This is a genomic window from Halomonas sp. MMH1-48 (assembly GCF_022348105.1).
Lineage (GTDB): Bacteria > Pseudomonadota > Gammaproteobacteria > Pseudomonadales > Halomonadaceae > Vreelandella > Vreelandella piezotolerans.
Genome location: NZ_JAKRFL010000005.1, coordinates 1 through 19,979 on the forward strand (window position 1 = coordinate 1; position 19,979 = coordinate 19,979).

The following is a 19,979-nucleotide window of genomic DNA, read 5'->3' on the forward strand; positions in this document are numbered from 1 at the left end:
GCCACTCGGAACTGGACACCGCGCCGGACGGTCTGGCTGAACCCGGACCGGGAAGACCCGCTGGTTCAACGCGATCAGCGATTAGAAGCCGCCTGATTCCAGGTTCCAACAAGCTTGACAGGCATCGGGCGTGAATTTGATGAAAATGACAACCTTGTGAGAGTCGTGCTCACCATGGAAATCGAGGTGTCTGAATCCAAGATCTCCTCGTTATTGTATGATTTCCATAAGCTTCTCCAAGCTGACTCGGAGTACAAAGTTTTTGTTTTCCAAACCAAGACAGAGGCAGATGTGTTAGATGCCGTGAGCACCTTAAAGACTGCGGTTGAGCATTACCAGAGTAAGTCAGCATCAAAATTCCTACTATGCGGCTGGAGCACTCAACTTAACCAGTTTAGCTTTCATGAATTGGGCTAGCAAACACCAAAGACAGGGAAAAACTCGCTTATCACTATCTAACTAAAGACAAAAATACTGTGTCAATTAAATTACAGGCTTTAAGGAATTCACATGGAAGAAGTCACAAGAGAAATTGCGCTATCACTAAGTATGAAAACAATTTTCATTTCAATAATAGCAGCAGGTGGCACCATTGCCATAGCAGCAGTACTAAAGCCTGCTATATTAATCTTCAGAGACCTCATTGCGTGGAAGCTTATTGAAAAATATTATTTCAATGATAAAACAAGAGAAGACATTGAAACACTAGAAAGATTAAAGAAAAGATTAAGCACTCAATTCGCCAATGACCCAGAGTATATAGAAGACCCTGAAGGAATTACTATAATATCCGCAAAGATTGACAACAAAGAAACCAGCCCACACTATGCTTATATATACGATGACACAAAAAAATTCATCGAAGAAGAAATAAACTTCCTTGAAGAGTCAACTAACACCAAAAGGATAAGACTTGCTTTTATACTACAGCACCTAGGAATGAAGGAGATAAAAAACCCACTTGAAAATCTTAGCGAAAAACAGCTCAAAATATACCAAGAAAACACACCTAGAGAAGTCAAGCTGGATTACAACTGGGCTGAAGAAGAAGCACTAAAAGAAATAAAAAGACACCTCTAAAACAGCCGACACACAAACATTTAAAACAAGAATCTCAATGCATAAATAAAAACAAAGCAAACTACTTATAACCTAGCCAGACCAAAAGGTTACTCCTAATCAACCTAAGTGAATTCAATAAAAGGGTGGCTGTGAAAACAGCCATCCAAATACAAAACATCACATAATAGAAATCATTTAAAAGCCCTAATGAAAATTGAGACACAGCTGTAAGAATAGAAAAAAGAATGGCAAAAAACAAAAAACCAGTTAGGTTTGCGAGAGGCTTATATAAATCTTTATAATCTATCTCATCTTCAGCACCAAGAGCATTCATCGCTCTATATTTGTTTTTATATGATTCCGAGTCAAACAGCTTATCTTTTAAGTTAACTACAACAAATGTTTTAAGCGACAAAAGAAAAGAACCTACAGTCAAAAACCCAGAAAAAAGAAATCCTCTAAGTTTCTCTCCATAGAAAAATACGAAATCATCTGCGCAGCCAGTGTAAAGATTAGATAACAAATACAGACAAGCAAACGAAATAAGTAGGCATATAAGAAGCTGAGACAAAAGATTAGCCTCGATTCTTTTTAACAGCCTATCAATAAAGAAGAACTTGTTAAATTTAGTTATCAACTGCGAAAATTGGCGCATTTTCCGGCTTCTCTAATATACTGATCAAGTCATCGAGTATATCATTATCACAAAACTCCGATGCTTTAAGCTCATCCACTCGATATGCTAGTTCATCAAAGTCTTCTTGACCAAAATCATGAGGGCAATTAATCAGATTTATTATACGTTCCTCTCCAAACTCATCCTCAGCAACAGCTTTGCCTCTTAGAAAACCTAAAGTGTTGCATAACTGCCTTGCAGCTTGAGCTATATTTTCAACATCTTCTACAACTCCAATGCGGTACTTAAGTGATACAGAATCAGATAACTGACGCGCCGCAATAGCGGCATCTGTTGGTGACTCAACCGCCTCAAAAGTCACATCCAACTCTTTTACTTTTCTGTATGAACGTATAATTTGATCCACTTCTCTACTATCAATCAAAATAGCAAATTTTGGTCTACCCGCATATTTCTTTTGTGCTTTCTTATACTGTTTTGAGTTATCGTAAGCAGCTTCACCAGGCGCTAACACTAGATATTCATCATGTATTAACAATTCTTTCTTATTGTAAAATATTTTCTTACAAACATCACCGAAAACATTTGCACTACAAGAATTATGATAATATTGATAAACACCTTTTCTAGTATCTTTTCTGATAGCTAAAAAATTAAAGTCTACGAGCTTATCATCACCAATTAGATCTTCTGTTTTAAGCGTGAGCTCACCGTCATCTAGACTCGCTTTACAAAACCTTCTTTGATCTTTTAAAGTAACAACGAGCCCTAAAAGATACCCATCTCTTGTCGTATTATCAAAATAAAAATGCCTTTCGGCTGAGGGGCTCTCAACTATGAGACCAGATATACTCTCAAGCTCTTCGTAAAACTCTTCAGAGCTTATAGCAGCACAGTCACTTTTTAGTTTTATACCAACGTACTTAACTTTCATACACTCTGATTCCCTTCGATTAGAATATTCAAACCACCCGACCAATCCGAATCTCACACCGCCCTAAAATCTCCACATCGTGCATATCCTGCGGCTTGATCATCTCCGGCTGGTAATGGTCGTTATCGCTAATCAAATACAGCGCCCCGCCCGCCAGGCGCTGTACTCGTTTAATTCTTCGCTCCCCACTCACTAGCAGCAGAAACACACCTTCCTGCTTCGGATCGCGGTTGCTGCGATCCACCAATACCCAGTCGCCATCGTCTAGCGTCCCAAGCATTGAATCGCCCCGTACCTTAACGCCTACCACTTGCGCAGGGTCGAGCCCCTGCTCCGCAAGCTCTGAGCTGGAAAAATACAGTGTCGTTTTTACCGGCTCGCCCTCAAAGCTTCGGCCAGCGCCCGCTGCCGCTTCAATGTCGTACATAAGCACCGGCGAAAGCTCTGGCCCCGGTTCGGTTACCGGTAAGCCTAAAGGCTGGGACTCTGGTACCGAACGGTTTCCAGTGAGCACGTATTGAACGTCTACTCCCTGAGAAGCAATTGCCGTCAGATAGTCGGCTTTTGGGCTTCTTTGGTCCCCTTCATAGAGCATCTGCGTCTTCTTAGTTACTTGGGCAAGGTCACCAAACTGGGTTTGTGACATCCCCAGCCGCTCCCTTTCCTCGCGTAGCCTTTCACCCAATGAAACCATTTAGACCTCGCAACTCTTGACATGGAAACCATTCGGTACCATTCTGTTTATGTCTTTCACTTCGATACACATGCAAAAGGAACCACTGCCATGGTCACCATCATTGCCACTATCATCTTGCCGCCTTCCCCCACCGTGCTGTTTCGCGGGGTGGAAGTGAACCTGGAACGCTGTTCGCCACGTACCCGCCGCACCATTGAAACGGCGCTGCGCCAGGGCACGAATAAGCCCAACCCGCTGGCCGATCTCGAAGCGCTGGAAGAGCGCACCACCGCCCAGGCGGTGAGCCAGCTCGCTGCCACGATGCTGGCCCAAAACGCGCCGTTTGAGCAGGTGGAAGACGCCCTGTGCGAACTGCGCACCCACATGGATGAGCACTTCCTGCAGCGCAAGCTGGTGCGCTTGTACGAGCGCTAAACCGCTGCGGCCAAAGTTATTCAACCTGATACGGAAGCCTACCCCATGACCTCGACCAACGCCATTGCCCCAAAGCCAATTTATGCCCCCAAAGGCTGCACCAGCACAGTACTGACGCGCATGACCGAAGACGAACGCGCCGACCTGGAGCGCATCGCCGAGCTGGAAATGCGCTCGCTCTCGGCCACGGCACGGATGCTTATGCTGCGTGGCATCGCCCAGTACGACCAAGACACGCTGAATGCCGAATGACCCTGCCTGCATAAGGATGTTTGCCATGTACCAGGACCCCAAACGTGTGCGCACCCGCTACGCCGCTCTCAATTTGGATCAGTACGAGGCCCGACTGATCGATGCGCTGGTGGATTACACCGGCATCGAGCGGGCATCGCTGCTGCGCCAACTGGTGCTGAAAGAAGCCCTAGAGACGCTGGGCGTTGCGGATCTCTCACTTAGCACTGTGCCCCAGCAGGCGTCGTAAAGGCAGGGCTTTTTGAGGCCCTCAAGGAGCATTGAGGTATGGCTGACCAACCGGCACGCGGCGAACGCCTTCCGCTGAACGACCAGCTAGAGGCCGCGCTGCAGCAGGTGTGTGAACAGCAGGATTTAACCAGCCTGGACGACGCCGCCGAATGGCTACTGCGGCGGCGGCTACGCAAAGGCACCCAAGGGCTCACCGGCCGCGGCCGCGCCCTTTATCCGGTAGGGAGAAACCATTGATGTCGACCGCTTCCAAGCACCGTATGCCCTGCCCCCACTGCGGCCACAACATGCGGGTCCGTAACAGCCAGGGGCTAACGCCGGTGTACCGCGAAGGGGTAGTGGAGTGCCGCAACGTGGAGTGCGGCTTTCGAGGCAAGGCAGGGTTTCAGGTGCTGCACACCCTAACCCCAAGCGATATCCCCAACGCCCGGGTGGATCTTCCGTTCGCGCCTCGCCTGATCCAGCAGATGCAATTGGACATCACCCGCCCAGCCGCCAACGACGAACGTTATGAGGGTTAAGACGATGCAGAGAGCTGCCCATCACCCAAGGCCCCCGCGGCCACCACGCCCCTTTCGGCCTGTGTGGTATGCCCGGCCGAAAGGGGGCACCCACGGCCCAGCCGGTGCCGTGATCTAACCCCAAGCCCAGCCCCATCCATTTGTTGAATAAGGAGGCGAGCGTGAATTCATCGCTGCGCCAGGACATTGTTGCGCGCTTAATCAGCGATTTTGAGGCGATTGAGCGCGGCCCCTACCTGCAACGGGTGCGCTGCCCTGAGTGCGGTAAGCGCGAGGCGTACATCAACGCCGAAGCCCCGTGGATGCTGAAATGCGGGCGGGAAAACAACTGTGGCGCGCAAATCCACATTAAGGCGCTGTTCCCGGATCTGTTCCGTTCCTGGAGCGAGCGCTACAGCCCGAAAGCGAACGAAACGCCCAGCTCCACCACGCCGGTGGCCGATGGCTACCTGCGCGATGGCCGGGGGTTCGAGCTTTCCCGCATTCAGGGCTGGTACACCCAAGAGAGCTACTGGAAGCCGGAGATCGGCGGTACCGCCACCGTGCGCTTCGCCCTGCCCGGCGGCGCTTACTGGGAGCGCCTGCTGGATAACCCGGAGCGCTTCGGTAAGCAGAAGGCCAATTTCGTTGGCCGCTACAAAGGTCAGTGGTGGTGCCCGCCAGCACTCACGGCCGCTGACTTAGTCGCGGCTGAGGAAGTGTGGATTGTAGAGGGCATCTTCGATGCGATCGCCCTTTACCACCACGGCATCGCGGCCGTTTCCGCCATGAGCTGCGGCAACTACCCCGATGAGGCGTTGAACGCCCTTTCCGATGCCGCGCACCAGGCCGGTATCAGCCGCCCCACATTGGTATGGGCGCTGGATAACAACCGCGCCGGCCACAACGCTACTCATAAGCACGTAAAGCGCGCCCGGGCGGCGGGCTGGGAGTGCCACGCGGCGCAGATCCCGCACGGTGGCCACGACTGGAACGACGCCCACCAGCGCGGCGAGCTGACAGAGAAACACCAGGAAACCTACCGCTACCACGGCGACCTGCTGTTGGCCCCCACGGCCATGGCGAAGGCGCTGTTGATGTACAAGCGCCGTGAACAGCGGGAGTTCTGGTTCGAGTTCAAACGTCAGCTCTGGTGGTGGAAGCTGGATATGGACGCCTTCGACCGCGCCCTGCGCGCCGATGGGCTAGACGGCGAAGACCAGCGGCAGATCGACCCCGCCCTGCGCGATGCGGCGCTGGAGCAATCCGGCAGCGTGAAGCGCATCTGTACCTGTTACCCCACGGCGCTGTACTACCAGGCCAACGCGGTAACCGATGAGAGCTGGTACTACTACCGCGTGGAGTTTCCCGACGGCCGCCCGCCGATCAAAAACACCTTTAGCGGTGGCCAGTTGGCCTCTGCCTCTGAGTACAAAAAGCGCCTGCTGGGCATTGCCCCCGGCGCGGTGTGGACAGGCACCAGCCAGCAGCTCGATAGCCTGCTGCAGGACCAGATCGGCAACATCAAAACCGTCGAGACCATCGACTTCATCGGCTACAGCAAGGAGCACGGCGCGTATGTGTTCGGCGATCTTGCCGTGGCCGGTGGCAAGGTGGTGCCCATCAACAGCGAGGACTTTTTCGAGCTTGGCCCCCGCCGCCAGCTGAAAACCTTGAGCCAATCCGTATCGCTGCACATCAACCCCGACCGCAAGGCGTTCAGCACCGAGTGGACGCAGCAGCTCTTGGGCGCGTTTGGCTCCCGGGGCGTGGTGGCCCTGGCGTACTGGATGGGCAGCCTGCTGGCCGAGCAGATCCGCGCCGAGATGGGCAGCTTCCCGTTTTTGGAAATTGTGGGCGAAGCCGGCGCGGGTAAATCCACGCTGATCGAGTTCCTCTGGAAGCTGTGCGGCCGCCGCGACTATGAAGGCTTCGATCCCAGCAAGGCCACCATGCCCGCCCGCAGCCGTAACTTTGCCCAGGTGAGCAACCTGCCGGTGGTACTGATCGAATCCGACCGCGAGCAGGAAGGCGGGGCCAAGCAGAAGCAGTTCGATTGGGATGAGCTGAAAACCGCCTTCAACGGCCGCTCGATCCGCGCCCGTGGGGTGAAGAACAGCGGTAACGACACCTACGAGCCGCCCTTTCGCGGCAGCATCGTGATTAGCCAGAACGCTCCGGTGCAGGCGGGCGAAGCGATTCAAACCCGTATCTGCCACCTGCATTTCACCCGGGATGGTCAGAACAAAACCACCAAAGCGCTGGCCGAGGCGCTGGAGCGTACCGAGCTCGAGCACGTCAGCCAGTTCGCTTTGGCCGTCGCCCAGCGGGAAGCCGCGCTGCTGGCCACCATCACCCAGCGCGCCCGCCACTACGCCGACCGCTTGGCCGACGACCCGGAAATCAAGGTGCTGCGCATCGCCAAGTGCCACGGCCAGCTAATGGCGTTGGTGGAGTGCCTGGGGCCGGAGGGCCTGGGGCTGTTCGACCAGCAAATCATCGATATGGCCAACGGCATGGTGGAGCAGATGGCCCGCGAGCGGCAGCAATCCATCAACGCCGATCACCCGATGGTGGCCGAATTTTGGGAAGCCTTCGACTACATCGAAGGCCTGCGCGATGAGCCGCAGCTCAACCACTACGGCAAGGGCAGCGAGCACATCGCCGTGAACCTCAAAGACTTCGAGCGCACCTGCGCCGAGTACAAGCTGCGCACCCCCGAAATGCGCGAGCTGAAGCGCTATTTGAAGACCAGCAAGACCCGCAAGTTTATCGAATCCAACCGCACCGTGAACTCCCGCGTCCGCCTGCACGGCGGCAGCGTGAAGTGCTGGGTGTTTCAAGCATGAAGGAGCCTGTGATGACTACTCAACCCAGTATGCCCCTGGTGGTTCAGCGTATTCGTGAGCGCAACCGCCTGGCGTTGGAAGCCATGATTGCCGCCGAAGATGAAGCCGATCAAAAGCGCCAAACGCTCGACCTAAAAGGCCCAGATGCCTGGAGTCGCCTCGCCGTCGTGGCCCAGAAAGAAAGCGGCCAAAGCCACCACTGCCGGCGCATTCTGCTTTCCGCTTACAACAGTTACGCCTGGCCGCTGGATCTCACCCGCCTACGGGTACTGGACCGCGACCTGCAGCAAGCCGCACTCACCATTATCGAGTGGAGCCTCTACGCCAGTGATGAGCTGCACGAGTACACGCCTGATGGAAACAGGCTAATGCAGCGCTTTGCCGCCATCGAGCAAGAGAAGGAGCAGTAACAATGGCCGACAACGCCGACATCGCCGCCGATCTGATGGAGCGCCGCATGCAAGCCGCCCTCAGCAGCCGCCTTTCCCTGCGCATTCCCAACCCAGACCCGGAGTGCGAGGACTGCGGCCACGAGATCCCCCAAGCCCGTCGCGATGCCCTGCCCTGGGTAGCCACGTGCATCGAGTGCCAAAGCATCCGCGAACAACGGGGGCGCTATGGCCGCTAACGGTACCAAGGGCGGCAAGCTTGCCCGGCAAGCCGCAATGTTGTGCCAGGACGCGCAGTTTCAGCTCTACCTCGACCGCCGCCGGCGCGCCAAGCACGGCATGACCGAGAGCCAACTGCCCGACGGCACCCACAACACAGAAGACGCCCGCGATTGGCTTTGTGCTGCTTGCGAGATCCAGAGCCGGGCGGAGTTGGATCATGACCATCGTGCGGCAAGCATGTTTTATGCTATTCGTAAGCGGTACCAACAATGGCGCTTGAAATAAAAAAGTGAGTTATGAGCAGCAATCCGATTGATCAGATCTTAGCGAAATCATTACGAGGCCCTTTAACTCAGGAGGAACATGCCCGCTTATCCGCCAGCTTTAACGCTTTGAGAAATCAGGCTCCAACCCAAACTGAGGCTAGCTTGATACGTGAGATAACTCACCTAAGAGAAGAGCTATCTCGGTGCCGAGAACTCATCCGCAAATACGATATCAACGAAAATATGAACTAGTAGCCACCTCCCTCTCCCGCCGCATTAAGCGGCGGTTTATTCAAATGACTAAAATAACGGTATAAGAAAGCAAAGCGTTTCGCTCCCTTTCAAACTGAAATACACTGTTTATATTTACAGTTTAACAAAGGGGGCTTCATGGCTGATGGGGTTGAAGTTCGCGGCAACGCCGTGCGCATCTATTTCCGCTGGGAGGGGGAGCTGTGCCGCGAGCCGCTGCCTGGTGCAGCGACTGAGAAAAACATCGAACATGCGAAGCGCCTGGCGACCATCATCAACTACGAGATCGAAGCCGGCACGTTCGACTACGCCCGCCACTTTCCTGACTCCAGGCGCCTGGCGGAGAACCGTTTCGGTCACTACCTGGATCTGTGGCTGGCCATCAAGAAAAACGAGCTGGCGTACTCCAGCTATCGCGGTGTGCTTTCCAAGGCTGAAACCCACGTTAGGCCGAAGTGGGGCGAAGCGCAGGCGGATGCGATCGACCACATCGAGCTGCAGTCGTGGATTCAAAAGGAGCTCTCGGCCACGCTGGCCAACAAGACGATCAAAGAGATCGTCAGCATCATGCGGCAAACCTTTCGGCTTTATGCCACGCGCAATAAGAAGTCGTTCGACCCTACCAGCGGCATCACCATTCGCTTGCCGGATGATGAAGATCCCGACCCTTTCACGCGCAGCGAGATCAAGCTGATCCTGGACACGCCAACCACACGCGAGCAGGAGCTGAACCTGATCAAGTTTGCCTTGTTCGATGGGCCACGCATTTCAGAGGCGCAGGCGCTTGCCTGGGAAGACATACTGGATGTGGATAAGGGGATTATTCGCTATCGGCGGGCGGTCGTGCGGGGGCGTTTCAAGGTGACGAAAACCAAGCGCTCTACCCGGGTGCATCACCTGCTCAAACCTGCCCGGGAGGCGCTGCAGGCGCAGTATGCCATCACTGGAAAACTGGAGCCGCGTGTTTACGAGGTAGTCGACCGGGATAACCGGACGGTGCGAAAAGAGAAGCTACGCCTGGTGTTTTTGAATTCCCGTAACAACGAGCCGTTCTACGAGAACGCCATTCGCGAGCGCTTCTGGAAAACCCACCTCAAACGCGCTGGCGTTCGCTACCGTGGCCCTAACCAGTGCCGGCACACGTTCATCAGCCAGCTGCTTTCCTTGGGTGTGGTGCCGCTGCACTGGATCTCCAACCACGTTGGCCACGCCACGATCACCATGATTCAGCGCCGCTACGGCAAGTGGATACGCAGCGACGGCCCGGACATCCCAGCGCTCATCGAGAAGCAGCTAGACCTTTAGCATTCCCAGGCTTGTTCCCAAAACCGATCCCAAGGCCCAAAAACGACGAAGGGGAATCAACATAAGATGTTGATTCCCCTTCTATATTTCGTGGCGGAGAGGGAGGGATTCGAACCCTCGAAGCCTTTCGACTTACACACTTTCCAGGCGTGCTCCTTCGACCACTCGGACACCTCTCCACATTGTTGCTCTGCCGTCGGGCGCTGCCTTTCTCAACAGAACGGCGCGTATTCTATGGCCTAAGCCGTGAAATAGCAAGCCTTTTCCTGATTAGGCATTGGGCAGCACGGCGTAGCGTCCGTGGGCTTCTAAACAGAGTGCATCACCGCAGTAGAGCTGATGGGTCAATTCGATACTGCCTTTGCCTCGCTCGTTGAGTTTGTCGGCAAGCTGGACAGGGCCCTCCGGATGGCTGGGCGTGCAGATGAGGCGATAGTCCCTTGTGACCGGAGCAAGAAACCGTTGGTCGGCCTCGGCGACCACCACGTCTTGCGCTCTGCCCTGCTGACGAAGCCACAGAGTGACCCAACACCAGCCTTGCAGCGTGGTTTGCGCGGTCAGTGCTCCGCCGAAGCCAGTGCCTTTGTCATTGAGATTAGGCGTAAGCGCCAGTTGCCACGTGAGCGCGCCATTGGCTTGACTCATATGGGTAATACCCAGCGCCTCTACCATAGGGATGGCGGCCTCTAGCCAACGTTGGAAAGCCTGAAGATCCTCCTCCCCGTCTGGTAACGGCAAACGAGGGTATGGCATACCCGGCTGACGCGTATGGCGCATGTTGCTCTCCTTCATCGCTAGGCGGCGTGCATTAGCGCCAGTGCTCGACGAAACTTGCCACGTCGTGCTTTGGCACGGGTTTGTGACGTCCGCCCAGGCTGCCGAGGTAGATGAACGCCACGACCTCGTCCTCCTCATCGAGCCCAAGACCTTTACGCACCACCGGATCGAAAGCGTACTTACCGCTGCGCCACATGGCTCCCAGGCCCAACGCGTGGGCAGCCAGCAGAATGCCGTGAGCCGCACAGCCAGCAGAGATCACCTGCTCCATTTTGGGTACTTTGGGAATATCCGGGGTGACCTTGGCAATCACGGCAATGATCATCGGCGCGCGTAACGGCTTTTTACGCGCGGCATCGAGCGTATCATCGCTGACGCTGGGGTCTTCCTGAAACTCCGCTTCGGCAAACAGCTCGCCTAGGCGCTCCCGGCCTTCGCCAGTGAACTCGATGAAGCGCCACGGGCGCAGTTCTTTGTGGTCAGGGGCACGCAGGGCCGCCTGATAAATGGCGCTGAGCTGATCGCCGTTAGGGGCAGGCTCGGCGAGCTTGCCCATGGAACTACGTTCGTGAAGCAGCGTGAGTGCGTCCATGGAAACTCCTATCCATTGAGGTGAGCGTTACTGGCGCGCCAAGCGCAGAGGGCTGGGAGGGGCAAGGCCCGGTGTGGCACGCCACGGACTGATGTCCAAGCCGCCGCGTCGCACGTAGCGCGCCAACACCAGCAACTCTTCCGGCTTCGCCTGCTGCATTAAATCAGTGAAGATATGCTCGACACAGTGCTCGTGAAAATCCTGGTGCTGCCGGTAGCCAATCAGGTAGCGCAGTAGCCCTTCTCGGTCGAGTTTGGGACCTTTATAGCGAATCAAGACGCTTCCCCAATCCGGCTGACCGGTCACCGGGCAGTTGGATTTTAGCAGATGCGAATGCAGCGTCTCTTCGACGATCTCATCACTGGCAGTAAGGTGCGTGGCGCTTGGCGTGTAGTCGCTCACCTCAATATCCAGGTCGTCTAAGCACTCCCCTGGCAGGCGCTTGGGCGCCAGTTCACTGTCATCAACGCCCAGCAACTCGACGCTAACGCTAGCACCGGCAGCGCGGCTCAGGTCGCGCACTAGCGTCTCTTCTACCTCAGTTTGGCTGGCAAAGCGGGTTTGGTTGAGGCTGTTGAGATAGAGCTTCCAAGATTTGGACTCGATGAGATGCGGCGAGCTGGCGGGTAAGCGAAAACGCGCCACCGCGACGATGGGTTTACCGCGCGCGTTGAGCCAAGAGACCTCGAAGGCATGCCACTCGTCTTCACCGACGAACGGCAGCGTACGCTCGTCGATGCCCAGCGGCGCACGGTTGGCTGCGCGAGGAATGGGGTATAGAAGCCCCGCGTCGTACTGCTCCGGGTAAGTGGAGTCGCGCCCCAAGGGCGCGTGTTCTAAGGTATCGGGGCGATGTGCCATGGACACTCTCTCAGTCGTGCGATGTCAATGAAGGCATGTCGGTGGGCGGCCGTTACCACCCATTAGCTGCGAATGCCTTTGCCGCGCTCTAGCATGGTCAGCGCGACCATGAATAGCACGATGATAAAGGCAAAAATAGCGGCCAGTGCCCAGCCTACCGGAATATCGGAAACGCCCAAAAAGCCGTAGCGAAAGACGTTCACCATATACAAGATCGGGTTGAGCATCGATACGCCCTGCCAGAAATCCGGCAGCATCGAAATCGAGTAGAACACGCCACCCAAATAGGTCAATGGGGTCAGAATGAACGTCGGCACGATAGAGATATCGTCGAATTTATTCGCCAGCAGCGCGTTGATAAATCCGCCAATGGAGAACAGCGCCGAGGTCAGCACCACGACCAGTATCGTCAATAGCGGATGCTCGACCGTCAAACGAGTGAAGAACAGCGATACCAGAGTAACGATCAACCCCACGCCCAACCCCCGCGCCATGCCGCCGAGTATGAACCCGGAGAGAATCACGCCGTTGGGCATGGGTGACACCATCATCTCTTCGATGGAGCGTTGAAACTTGTTGGAGAAGAAGCTGGACGCCACGTTGGAGTAACTGTTGGTGATCACCGACATCATGATCAGTCCTGGCACAATGAAGTCCATATAGCTGAAACCGTCCATATCACCAATGCGCGACCCGATCAGGTTACCAAAAATGATGAAATACATGGCCATGGTAATCGACGGCGGCAGCAGGGTTTGCGGCCAGATACGGGTAAAACGCTTGATCTCTTTGAGCACCAACGTCCAAAGGGCCACCAGAGTTTGCATGATATTCACGCGCTGGCCTCCTGTTGCTCACGCTGATCGATGGCCTGCTGGCTGCTCTCTACCATGGAAACGAACATCTCCTCTAGGCGGTTGGCACGGTTACGCATGGAGACCACCTGAATCCCCTGCGCACTCAGCGCACTGAACACATCGTTCAGCTGCTGGCCACGGTGAATGACCAGCGCCAACTGGGACGGCTCGATCTGCTGTAGCTCGAATCCTTCGATGGCAGGCACGCGTGTCAACGGTTCGGCCAGGTCCAAGAGAAAAGTCTCGGTGTCCAGCTCCGCCAACAGCTCGCGCACGCTGGTATTCCGTACGATCTCACCGTGGTTGATGATGGCGATATTGCGACACAGGCTCTCGGCCTCTTCGAGATAGTGCGTCGTCAGGATGATCGTCGTGCCCTCATCGCGGTTGATGCGGCGCATGTACTCCCACATGCTGCGGCGGAGTTCGATATCGACGCCCGCCGTGGGCTCGTCGAGAATCAGCAGTTTGGGACGATGCATCAACGCGCGGGCAATCATTAGGCGGCGCTTCATGCCCCCCGAGAGCATCCGCGCGCTACCGTTGCGTTTTTCCCACAGCCCTAGATCGGTCAATAGCTGCTTGGCGCGGGGCAGCGCTTCACTGCGCTTCATACCGTAATAGCCTGCCTGAGCCAGCACGATATCCAGCACCTTCTCGAACTGGTTGAAGTTGAACTCTTGAGGTACCACGCCGAGCTGATACTTCGCCTTGGCGAAATCCTTGTCGATGTCGATCCCAAAAATCGACACCTTGCCCGCCGTTTTCTGCACTAGCGAACACACGACGCCTAGGGTGGTGGACTTTCCTGCGCCGTTGGGGCCCAACAGCGCAAAAAAATCGCCCTGTTGGACGTCTAGATCGATACCTTTTAACGCTTGAAAGCCGTTGCCATACGCTTTGGTAAGGCCACGGATCGACAATGCCGGTTCGGCCATGAACATGTCCTGTCAGCAAGTGGGGAAGCATAAAGCAATAAAAGTAAGATATCGGGGCACGCGTATATTTTTTCAAGTTAGCAGCATAAAGCGCGTCGAAGCCTTTTCCATGCTGCTGATTTCCCTCTATTAAGCACTACATTAAGTGACACTTTGCCACTCGATTACTGCGGCAGCGCTCAAGTTAATACTTTAGCATTAGACCAGTGCCTGCCTAGCTAGGCAGCAGCACCTCAAGGGAACATACTGATCATACAAGAGAGCCTATCGATAATGAGCACCGCCATTACCTCGCCCTCCGGCGCTAATACCCATCTCTCGCCATCAGAGTCGTCTGCCTCCACACAAAAAAAGCTATCCACACTGCCGCTGCGACGCCAACGATGGCTGGGCGTCATTGTTCTTTGGTTGATTCTGGCGATGATGATCACGATCAACGCTTGGCAAAGCCGCGCGTTGCTGTATGCCGAGCGCGAACAGCGCATGGTCACCGCCGTGGATATTGCCGTGTCGACGCTGGCGCATTACCACCAGCTTGCCGAACAGGGCCAGCTCTCCATGCCAGAAGCGCAGCGTCAGGCCTTCAACACCCTACGCGACGTGCGCTTTGGTGAAGAGGATAACTACCTATTCGCGTTCAATGGCAGTCTGCGTATGCTGGCTCACCCTAGCCGCGACGTAGGAGAGGACATCTCTCAGGTCAAAGACCCGGAGGGCACGCTCATCTTCCAATCCATTCTTGATAACACCCGGGACACTGGCAGCGGCTTTACCGAATACTTCTCTAACTTTGCCCGCGGTGGCGATGCCAAGCCAAAAGTGCGCGCTTACTCAGCCACTTTTACGCCGTGGGATGTCTACGTGGCGAGCGGTGTGTTCGTCGGTGACGTCAGTAGTACCATCATGCGCCAGCTCGTCAAAAGCGTCTTGGTAGGCATCGTGGCAGGCGCGCTGGTCACGCTGGCCTTTTGGGGCATGATCTCTCTCATTCTACGCCGACTAGGCGGGGAACCGCGCTATGCCGCAGGCGTGGTATCACGCATCGCGCAAGGCGATTTGACGGCCCCTGTGGCGCTTCATCCCAGCGACACGAGCAGCCTGCTGTATGACATTTGTCAGATGCGCGACAAACTACACGATGCCATGCAGGAGATTCATGCCACCAGCACGTCCGTGGACCATAACGCAGGCGATATCGCCGCAGGCAATCAAGAGCTTTCATCGCGCACCGAGCAGCAGGCCGCGGCTTTACAGCAAACGTCGTCCAGCATGGAAGAAGTGACCGCCACGGTTCGCCAAACCGCTGACAGCGTCGAGCAGGCGAAAGCACTGGTCAACAGCGCGAATGAAACGTCTCAAGCCGGACAGAAAGCCATCGGCGATGCAGTGGCGTCCATGAAGGAGATAACAGCCGAAGCGGATAAAATCACCGAGATCGTCACGCTGATCGACAGCATTGCTTTCCAGACCAATATTTTGGCGCTCAACGCCTCGGTCGAGGCCGCCCGCGCGGGTGAGCATGGCCGGGGGTTCGCAGTAGTGGCTGGTGAAGTTCGCCAGCTAGCCAACCGCTCGGCCAACGCGGCGCATGAGATCAAAGGCTTGATCAATACCTCCAACGCCCAGGTCAGCAACGGCGCCAACTTAGTGGATGCCGCCAAACAGCGCATGCAGGAGATCGATCAGCGCATCCAGCGCGTCAACGAGCTGTTTACCGACATCACTACCGCGACCCATGAACAGACGCGCGGCATCGAGCAGATCAACGTCGCCATTGCTCAGCTCGATCAAGCCACCCAGGACAACGCCGCCATGGTTCAGCAAACTGCCCTGTCTGCTCACGACTTGAAGCAGCGCTCCCAGTCGCTCAATAGCGTCGTCGGCCACTTCACCCTGGTGGATTGACCCGCCCGCTGCCCAGGCCCTGCGCCTGGGCACGCCCACCCTACGTATCGGTCAACGCAACACACGCGCACACGAAAGCGCCGCAACGAGGCGGTAGCAACATTTTTCTAAAAAAAGGGGTATGTAATAAAACAAGAAGAGGGGTTTGCATGGAGCGGGAAAAGAGATTCGAACTCTCGACCCTCGCCTTGGCAAGGCGATGCTCTACCACTGAGCTATTCCCGCAACGCAAACATGCAACGATGCTTTAGAGTGAGTGGCGTCCCATAGGGGGTTCGAACCCCTGTTCCCGCCGTGAAAGGGCGGTGTCCTAGACCACTAGACGAATGGGACGTGCTGGAGCGGGAAAAGAGATTCGAACTCTCGACCCTCGCCTTGGCAAGGCGATGCTCTACCACTGAGCTATTCCCGCTAAACAAGCTGTCTCACTATTAGCATTTCTGCTATCGGATTGGCGTCCCATAGGGGGTTCGAACCCCTGTTCCCGCCGTGAAAGGGCGGTGTCCTAGACCACTAGACGAATGGGACGTACTGGAGCGGGAAAAGAGATTCGAACTCTCGACCCTCGCCTTGGCAAGGCGATGCTCTACCACTGAGCTATTCCCGCAACTCCGATACATTAACGACTTAATTGGCGTCCCATAGGGGGTTCGAACCCCTGTTCCCGCCGTGAAAGGGCGGTGTCCTAGACCACTAGACGAATGGGACGTTTCATTGCCTCGTCGAGGTGGCGCGTATATTACTCAGGACGAGGGTCGAGTGTCAAGCGCTCTAATATCAAAACATTAATTAATGGTTCATGGGGCAGTAAGGTGGCTCAAAACAAAAGCTGCGCAATTGTAGTGCCTCACAGAGTGTTTACAGCGCGCCTACGCATCATATCGGTGCACTTCCCGCTACTGAGTTCATCGACCGTGTAGCCCTCCTGTTCTCTGACAGTAACGACAAACCGCTAAAAATCTTTCATTTACAATAAAATCGATTTTTTGGCACACCCCTTGCAGTCTCATTAACGATCCAACGACGTAACTGCTCCGCGACTCTTCGCTTCCCGACTGCTTGAGGTGCCTTATGTCTTTTACTCGTCGCAAGTTTCTTACCACCGCTGCACTGACCTCCACGGCTGGCTTGGTGCTTGGCGCACCTAGTGTTGCAAGCGCTCAATCCTCCGAGCGCTTCAACTGGCGCATGACCAACGCTTACAGCCCCGGCTCGCCCTTCTATGTCGAAGGCCCCGGCAGCCCTACCGATGTGATTGCCAAGATCAACGCGATGTCCGGCGGGCGTTTGAACATCCAGCACTTCGCAGCGGGTGAATTGATTCCTGCACTGGAAGGGTTCGAAGCCGTGCAGAGCGGCACCATCCAAATGAACGCAGCCAACAGCTACTTCTGGTCGGGCACCACCTTTGCCGCTCAATACTTCACCACCGTGCCCTTCGGCATGAGCTTCATGGGGCATATGGCATGGCTCTACCACGGCGGCGGCTTAGAACTATGGGAAGAGGTCTATGCCCCTTACGGCATGGTCGCCCTACCGCTCAACAACACTGGCGTGCAGATGACTGGCTGGTTCCGCGAGCCCATCGAGGATATCGGACAACTCAACGGTTTACGCATGCGCGTGCCCGGCCTTGCAGGCAAAGTCTACTCGGCACTGGGCGTCGATGCCCGTGTACTGCCCGGCGGTGAAATTTTCCCGGCGCTAGAGCGTGGCGTGATCGACGCCGCTGAGTTCGTTGGCCCGTATCAAGACCGCCGTATGGGGCTGCAAAACGCGGCCAAGTTCTATCACACCACGGGCTGGCATGAACCCTCTACTACCGGCGAGCTGCTCATTTCCAAGCAGCACTGGGACGAACTGCCGGAAGATCTGAAGATGATCGTGAAGAGCGCCTGCATGGCCGCATGTCTTGAGAGTGTCACCTGGTCCGAAGCGGTGAACGGCGAAGCGATGACCGACTTGGTCGACAACCACGGCGTCACCGCCAGCATGCTGCCCGACCCCGTAGTGAATGCCCTGCGCGAAGCCACCATGGATACGCTGGCCACCGAAGCCAACGCCGACCCAATGGTGCGCAAAGTCCACGACAGCTACATGGCCTTCAAGGCCAACCATGACCGCTGGGCAGGCGCCAGCGAACGCGCCTGGTTAAACGACATCATTGGGGTGTGATATGCAAACCGTGGAACGCGTTGTCCACGGGATCGAGGCGGTGGTCCGGCTATTTGGCTGGATCGCCGCTTGGATCTGCGTGGTACTGGTGGCCCTAGTCGCAGGCGATGTGGTGATGCGCTACCTGTTCAGCGTTGGCGCCGTGTGGCTACAAGAGTTGCAGTGGCACTTGATCTCCCCCATTGCGCTATTCGGTATGTCGTACCTTTTGTTCATGGGCGAACAGGTGCGGGTCGATGTATTTTACGAGCGCTTTCCGGAAGCCTTACAGCGGGTGATCGAAGTGATTGGCGGCTTGCTGCTGCTGGCCATGGGGCTCTATATCGCCTGGTTAACGCTGCCCTGGGTCGAGCAGTCCTATCTGCGGAACGAGGCCTCTCCCAACCCAGGCGGCCTGCCGCTGCGCTGGGTGCTCAAAGCTCTTATCCCCTTCGGGTTTCTTTTATTGGCGCTTCAGGGCTTGGCCCATGCGCTGCGCCAAGGGTTTGCTCTACCAAACCGAGGTGAATAACGCATGTCTCCTAATGAGTGGCTCGCGATCGGCATGATCGTCGCCTTTTTTGTACTGCTGTTAATCGGCATTCCGGTAGCGATCAGTATTGCCGTCACGGCTTTTGTATTTGGCTATCTCGGCTTTGGCCCTATGCTATTTAACCTGCTGCCCTCGCGCATTTACGGCGTGGTGACCAACTACACCTTCATGGCGATACCCCTGTTCGTGTTCATGGGCGTCATGCTGGAGAAATCGAAGCTAGCCGAAGAGCTGATCGATGTGATTGGCCACTTGTTCGGCGGGCTTTCCGGCGGGATGGGCGTGGCGATTATTTTCGTTGGCGTGCTGTTAGGAGCCGCTACCGGTATCGTGGGCGCGACTATCGTCACCCTGGGCCTGCTGACACTGCCCACCCTGCTTCGCAGAGGCTACCCCAAAACCTTGGCCACCGGCATGATTTGCGCCTCAGGCACATTGGGCCAAATCATTCCGCCTAGCTTGGTACTCATTCTATTGGCCGAAATCCTGGGTGAATCGGTGGGCACGATGTTCGCCGCTGCCATGGTTCCCGGGTTAGCGCTAGCGGGTATCTACATCGTGGCGATTTTAGTGGTGGCACAGCTTTATCCCGGCATGATGCCCCCCATCCCGGCAGAAGAGCGCGCTGAGCTTAGCAAAAGGCAGTTACTGTACAAGGTGATGACGGTAGTGGGCCCACCCGTAGGTCTGGTGTTTGCAGTACTCGGCTCCATTATTGGCGGCATTGCGGCTCCCACGGAAGCCGCCGCCATGGGCGCGCTAGGGGCGTTGGTGTTCGTTGCCTGCTCGGGACGGTTGACCATATCGCTATTAAGCGACGTGGCCAAAGCCACGCTAGTGATCTCCGCCATGGTCTTTTTTATTTTAATCAGCGCGCAGGTCTTTGGCCTTGCCTTCCGCGGGCTGGGGGGCGAACACTTGGTAGAACGCATGTTTGACTGGGTGCCCGGTGGCGAGTTTGGCGCACTGCTGTTCATGCTACTACTGATGTTCGTGCTGGGTTTCTTCTTGGAATGGATCGAAATTAGCTATATTGCTCTACCGCTCTTTTTGCCCTTCTTTATACAGATGGGCGTGGATATGGTGTGGCTGGGTATTTTAGTGGGACTGGTGCTGCAAACATCGTTTCTTACCCCGCCCTTTGGCTGGTCGCTATTTTTCTTGAAAGGCGTCGCGCCCAAAGAGGTGACCACACTGGATATCTACAAAGGGGCGCTACCCTTTATCGGGCTGCAATTTTTAGCCGTGGCGCTAGTGTTTATGTTCCCAAGCATAGCCACGTGGCTACCCGATGCCATTGGCTGGTAACCACAACCAATAACAAAGGACTCT

The 19,979-nt window shown here is 55.5% G+C and carries 23 protein-coding genes and 7 tRNA genes; 15 read left to right on the forward strand and 15 right to left on the reverse strand.

The window, feature by feature from the left end; translation table 11 throughout:
- Nucleotides 1–510: 510 nt before the first annotated feature.
- The gene (locus MHM37_RS06460; RefSeq protein WP_239296060.1) at nucleotides 511–1,080 is read left to right on the forward strand and encodes a hypothetical protein; all 570 of its coding nucleotides are present in this window, start codon (nucleotides 511–513) and stop codon (nucleotides 1,078–1,080) included.
- A gap of 61 nt (nucleotides 1,081–1,141) precedes the next feature.
- Here MHM37_RS06460 and MHM37_RS06465 read toward each other — a convergent pair whose 3' ends face one another.
- The 3 genes from MHM37_RS06465 to MHM37_RS06475 are packed head-to-tail and all read right to left on the reverse strand — an operon-like array spanning nucleotide 1,142 to nucleotide 3,327.
- The gene (locus tag MHM37_RS06465) at nucleotides 1,142–1,717 is read right to left on the reverse strand and encodes a hypothetical protein (RefSeq protein ID WP_239296061.1); all 576 of its coding nucleotides are present in this window, start codon (nucleotides 1,715–1,717) and stop codon (nucleotides 1,142–1,144) included.
- On the reverse strand, nucleotides 1,689–2,633 hold the full coding sequence (locus MHM37_RS06470) for a hypothetical protein (protein ID WP_239296062.1): 945 nt from the start codon (nucleotides 2,631–2,633) through the stop codon (nucleotides 1,689–1,691). The genes MHM37_RS06465 and MHM37_RS06470 overlap by 29 nt, the downstream gene beginning before the upstream one ends.
- A gap of 28 nt (nucleotides 2,634–2,661) precedes the next feature.
- The gene (locus tag MHM37_RS06475; RefSeq protein ID WP_082051385.1) at nucleotides 2,662–3,327 is read right to left on the reverse strand and encodes a LexA family transcriptional regulator; all 666 of its coding nucleotides are present in this window, start codon (nucleotides 3,325–3,327) and stop codon (nucleotides 2,662–2,664) included.
- Nucleotides 3,328–3,417: 90 nt separating this feature from the next.
- On the opposite strand from MHM37_RS06475, the gene MHM37_RS06480 reads away from it, so the two are divergent.
- The 10 genes from MHM37_RS06480 (at nucleotide 3,418) to MHM37_RS06525 (ending at nucleotide 10,010) form a co-directional block, all read left to right on the forward strand.
- On the forward strand, nucleotides 3,418–3,744 hold the full coding sequence (locus MHM37_RS06480; protein ID WP_239296063.1) for a hypothetical protein: 327 nt from the start codon (nucleotides 3,418–3,420) through the stop codon (nucleotides 3,742–3,744).
- A gap of 45 nt (nucleotides 3,745–3,789) precedes the next feature.
- Nucleotides 3,790–3,996 (forward strand): hypothetical protein, encoded by a 207-nt coding sequence (locus MHM37_RS06485; protein WP_239296064.1) that lies wholly within the window; start codon nucleotides 3,790–3,792, stop codon nucleotides 3,994–3,996.
- Between the two features lie 25 nt (nucleotides 3,997–4,021).
- Entirely contained in the window at nucleotides 4,022–4,225 is a 204-nt protein-coding gene (locus tag MHM37_RS06490; protein WP_044627875.1) for a hypothetical protein, read from the forward strand.
- 38 nt (nucleotides 4,226–4,263) lie between these two features.
- Complete coding sequence (locus tag MHM37_RS06495) at nucleotides 4,264–4,464, forward strand: hypothetical protein (RefSeq protein ID WP_239296065.1); 201 nt, start codon at nucleotides 4,264–4,266, stop codon at nucleotides 4,462–4,464.
- Nucleotides 4,464–4,748 (forward strand): ogr/Delta-like zinc finger family protein, encoded by a 285-nt coding sequence (locus MHM37_RS06500; RefSeq protein WP_219863131.1) that lies wholly within the window; start codon nucleotides 4,464–4,466, stop codon nucleotides 4,746–4,748. Before MHM37_RS06495 ends, MHM37_RS06500 begins: the two co-directional genes overlap by 1 nt.
- A 161-nt stretch (nucleotides 4,749–4,909) precedes the next feature.
- Nucleotides 4,910–7,576 carry a toprim domain-containing protein gene (locus MHM37_RS06505; protein ID WP_239296067.1) on the forward strand — a complete coding sequence of 889 codons (2,667 nt, stop codon included), beginning with the start codon at nucleotides 4,910–4,912 and terminating at the stop codon, nucleotides 7,574–7,576.
- A gap of 11 nt (nucleotides 7,577–7,587) precedes the next feature.
- Complete coding sequence (locus MHM37_RS06510) at nucleotides 7,588–7,986, forward strand: hypothetical protein (protein ID WP_239296068.1); 399 nt, start codon at nucleotides 7,588–7,590, stop codon at nucleotides 7,984–7,986.
- Nucleotides 7,987–7,988: 2 nt separating this feature from the next.
- Entirely contained in the window at nucleotides 7,989–8,204 is a 216-nt protein-coding gene (locus MHM37_RS06515; protein ID WP_193460760.1) for a TraR/DksA family transcriptional regulator, read from the forward strand.
- Nucleotides 8,194–8,472, forward strand: a complete 279-nt coding sequence (locus MHM37_RS06520) for a hypothetical protein (protein ID WP_239296069.1) — start codon at nucleotides 8,194–8,196, stop codon at nucleotides 8,470–8,472. Before MHM37_RS06515 ends, MHM37_RS06520 begins: the two co-directional genes overlap by 11 nt.
- Before the next feature lie 371 nt (nucleotides 8,473–8,843).
- On the forward strand, nucleotides 8,844–10,010 hold the full coding sequence (locus MHM37_RS06525) for a DUF3596 domain-containing protein (protein WP_239296070.1): 1,167 nt from the start codon (nucleotides 8,844–8,846) through the stop codon (nucleotides 10,008–10,010).
- Between the two features lie 91 nt (nucleotides 10,011–10,101).
- Here the strand turns inward: MHM37_RS06525 and MHM37_RS06530 are convergent.
- From MHM37_RS06530 to MHM37_RS06555, 6 genes are all read right to left on the reverse strand, one after another.
- Nucleotides 10,102–10,189: transfer RNA gene (locus MHM37_RS06530), tRNA-Ser, on the reverse strand.
- Between the two features lie 91 nt (nucleotides 10,190–10,280).
- The gene (locus MHM37_RS06535; protein WP_139525502.1) at nucleotides 10,281–10,787 is read right to left on the reverse strand and encodes a YiiD C-terminal domain-containing protein; all 507 of its coding nucleotides are present in this window, start codon (nucleotides 10,785–10,787) and stop codon (nucleotides 10,281–10,283) included.
- A 31-nt stretch (nucleotides 10,788–10,818) separates the two neighbouring features.
- The gene (locus MHM37_RS06540) at nucleotides 10,819–11,379 is read right to left on the reverse strand and encodes a nitroreductase family protein (RefSeq protein WP_239296071.1); all 561 of its coding nucleotides are present in this window, start codon (nucleotides 11,377–11,379) and stop codon (nucleotides 10,819–10,821) included.
- Nucleotides 11,380–11,406: 27 nt separating this feature from the next.
- On the reverse strand, nucleotides 11,407–12,240 hold the full coding sequence (gene queF / locus MHM37_RS06545; RefSeq protein ID WP_239296072.1) for an NADPH-dependent 7-cyano-7-deazaguanine reductase QueF: 834 nt from the start codon (nucleotides 12,238–12,240) through the stop codon (nucleotides 11,407–11,409).
- A 62-nt stretch (nucleotides 12,241–12,302) separates the two neighbouring features.
- Nucleotides 12,303–13,076, reverse strand: a complete 774-nt coding sequence (locus MHM37_RS06550; RefSeq protein ID WP_139525499.1) for an ABC transporter permease — start codon at nucleotides 13,074–13,076, stop codon at nucleotides 12,303–12,305.
- Complete coding sequence (locus MHM37_RS06555) at nucleotides 13,073–14,035, reverse strand: ABC transporter ATP-binding protein (RefSeq protein WP_139525498.1); 963 nt, start codon at nucleotides 14,033–14,035, stop codon at nucleotides 13,073–13,075. Before MHM37_RS06555 ends, MHM37_RS06550 begins: the two co-directional genes overlap by 4 nt.
- 273 nt (nucleotides 14,036–14,308) lie before the next feature.
- Between MHM37_RS06555 and MHM37_RS06560 the strand changes: the two genes are divergently transcribed.
- Complete coding sequence (locus MHM37_RS06560) at nucleotides 14,309–15,940, forward strand: methyl-accepting chemotaxis protein (protein WP_239296073.1); 1,632 nt, start codon at nucleotides 14,309–14,311, stop codon at nucleotides 15,938–15,940.
- Nucleotides 15,941–16,090: 150 nt separating this feature from the next.
- On the opposite strand, the gene MHM37_RS06565 is transcribed toward MHM37_RS06560, so the two are convergent.
- From MHM37_RS06565 to MHM37_RS06590, 6 genes are all read right to left on the reverse strand, one after another.
- Nucleotides 16,091–16,165 (reverse strand) — tRNA-Gly (locus tag MHM37_RS06565).
- A gap of 32 nt (nucleotides 16,166–16,197) precedes the next feature.
- A tRNA-Glu gene (locus tag MHM37_RS06570) sits at nucleotides 16,198–16,273 on the reverse strand.
- 4 nt (nucleotides 16,274–16,277) lie between these two features.
- A tRNA-Gly gene (locus MHM37_RS06575) sits at nucleotides 16,278–16,352 on the reverse strand.
- Between the two features lie 40 nt (nucleotides 16,353–16,392).
- Nucleotides 16,393–16,468 (reverse strand) — tRNA-Glu (locus MHM37_RS06580).
- A 4-nt stretch (nucleotides 16,469–16,472) separates the two neighbouring features.
- Nucleotides 16,473–16,547: transfer RNA gene (locus MHM37_RS06585), tRNA-Gly, on the reverse strand.
- A 25-nt stretch (nucleotides 16,548–16,572) separates the two neighbouring features.
- Nucleotides 16,573–16,648: transfer RNA gene (locus MHM37_RS06590), tRNA-Glu, on the reverse strand.
- Between the two features lie 363 nt (nucleotides 16,649–17,011).
- Here MHM37_RS06590 and dctP point away from each other — a divergent pair.
- The 3 genes from dctP to MHM37_RS06605 are packed head-to-tail and all read left to right on the forward strand — an operon-like array spanning nucleotide 17,012 to nucleotide 19,955.
- Nucleotides 17,012–18,115 carry a TRAP transporter substrate-binding protein DctP gene (dctP, locus tag MHM37_RS06595; protein WP_139525496.1) on the forward strand — a complete coding sequence of 368 codons (1,104 nt, stop codon included), beginning with the start codon at nucleotides 17,012–17,014 and terminating at the stop codon, nucleotides 18,113–18,115.
- A gap of 1 nt (nucleotide 18,116) precedes the next feature.
- Complete coding sequence (locus MHM37_RS06600; protein WP_139525495.1) at nucleotides 18,117–18,626, forward strand: TRAP transporter small permease subunit; 510 nt, start codon at nucleotides 18,117–18,119, stop codon at nucleotides 18,624–18,626.
- A gap of 3 nt (nucleotides 18,627–18,629) precedes the next feature.
- On the forward strand, nucleotides 18,630–19,955 hold the full coding sequence (locus tag MHM37_RS06605) for a TRAP transporter large permease subunit (protein ID WP_239296074.1): 1,326 nt from the start codon (nucleotides 18,630–18,632) through the stop codon (nucleotides 19,953–19,955).
- The last annotated feature ends 24 nt before the right edge of the window (nucleotides 19,956–19,979 follow it).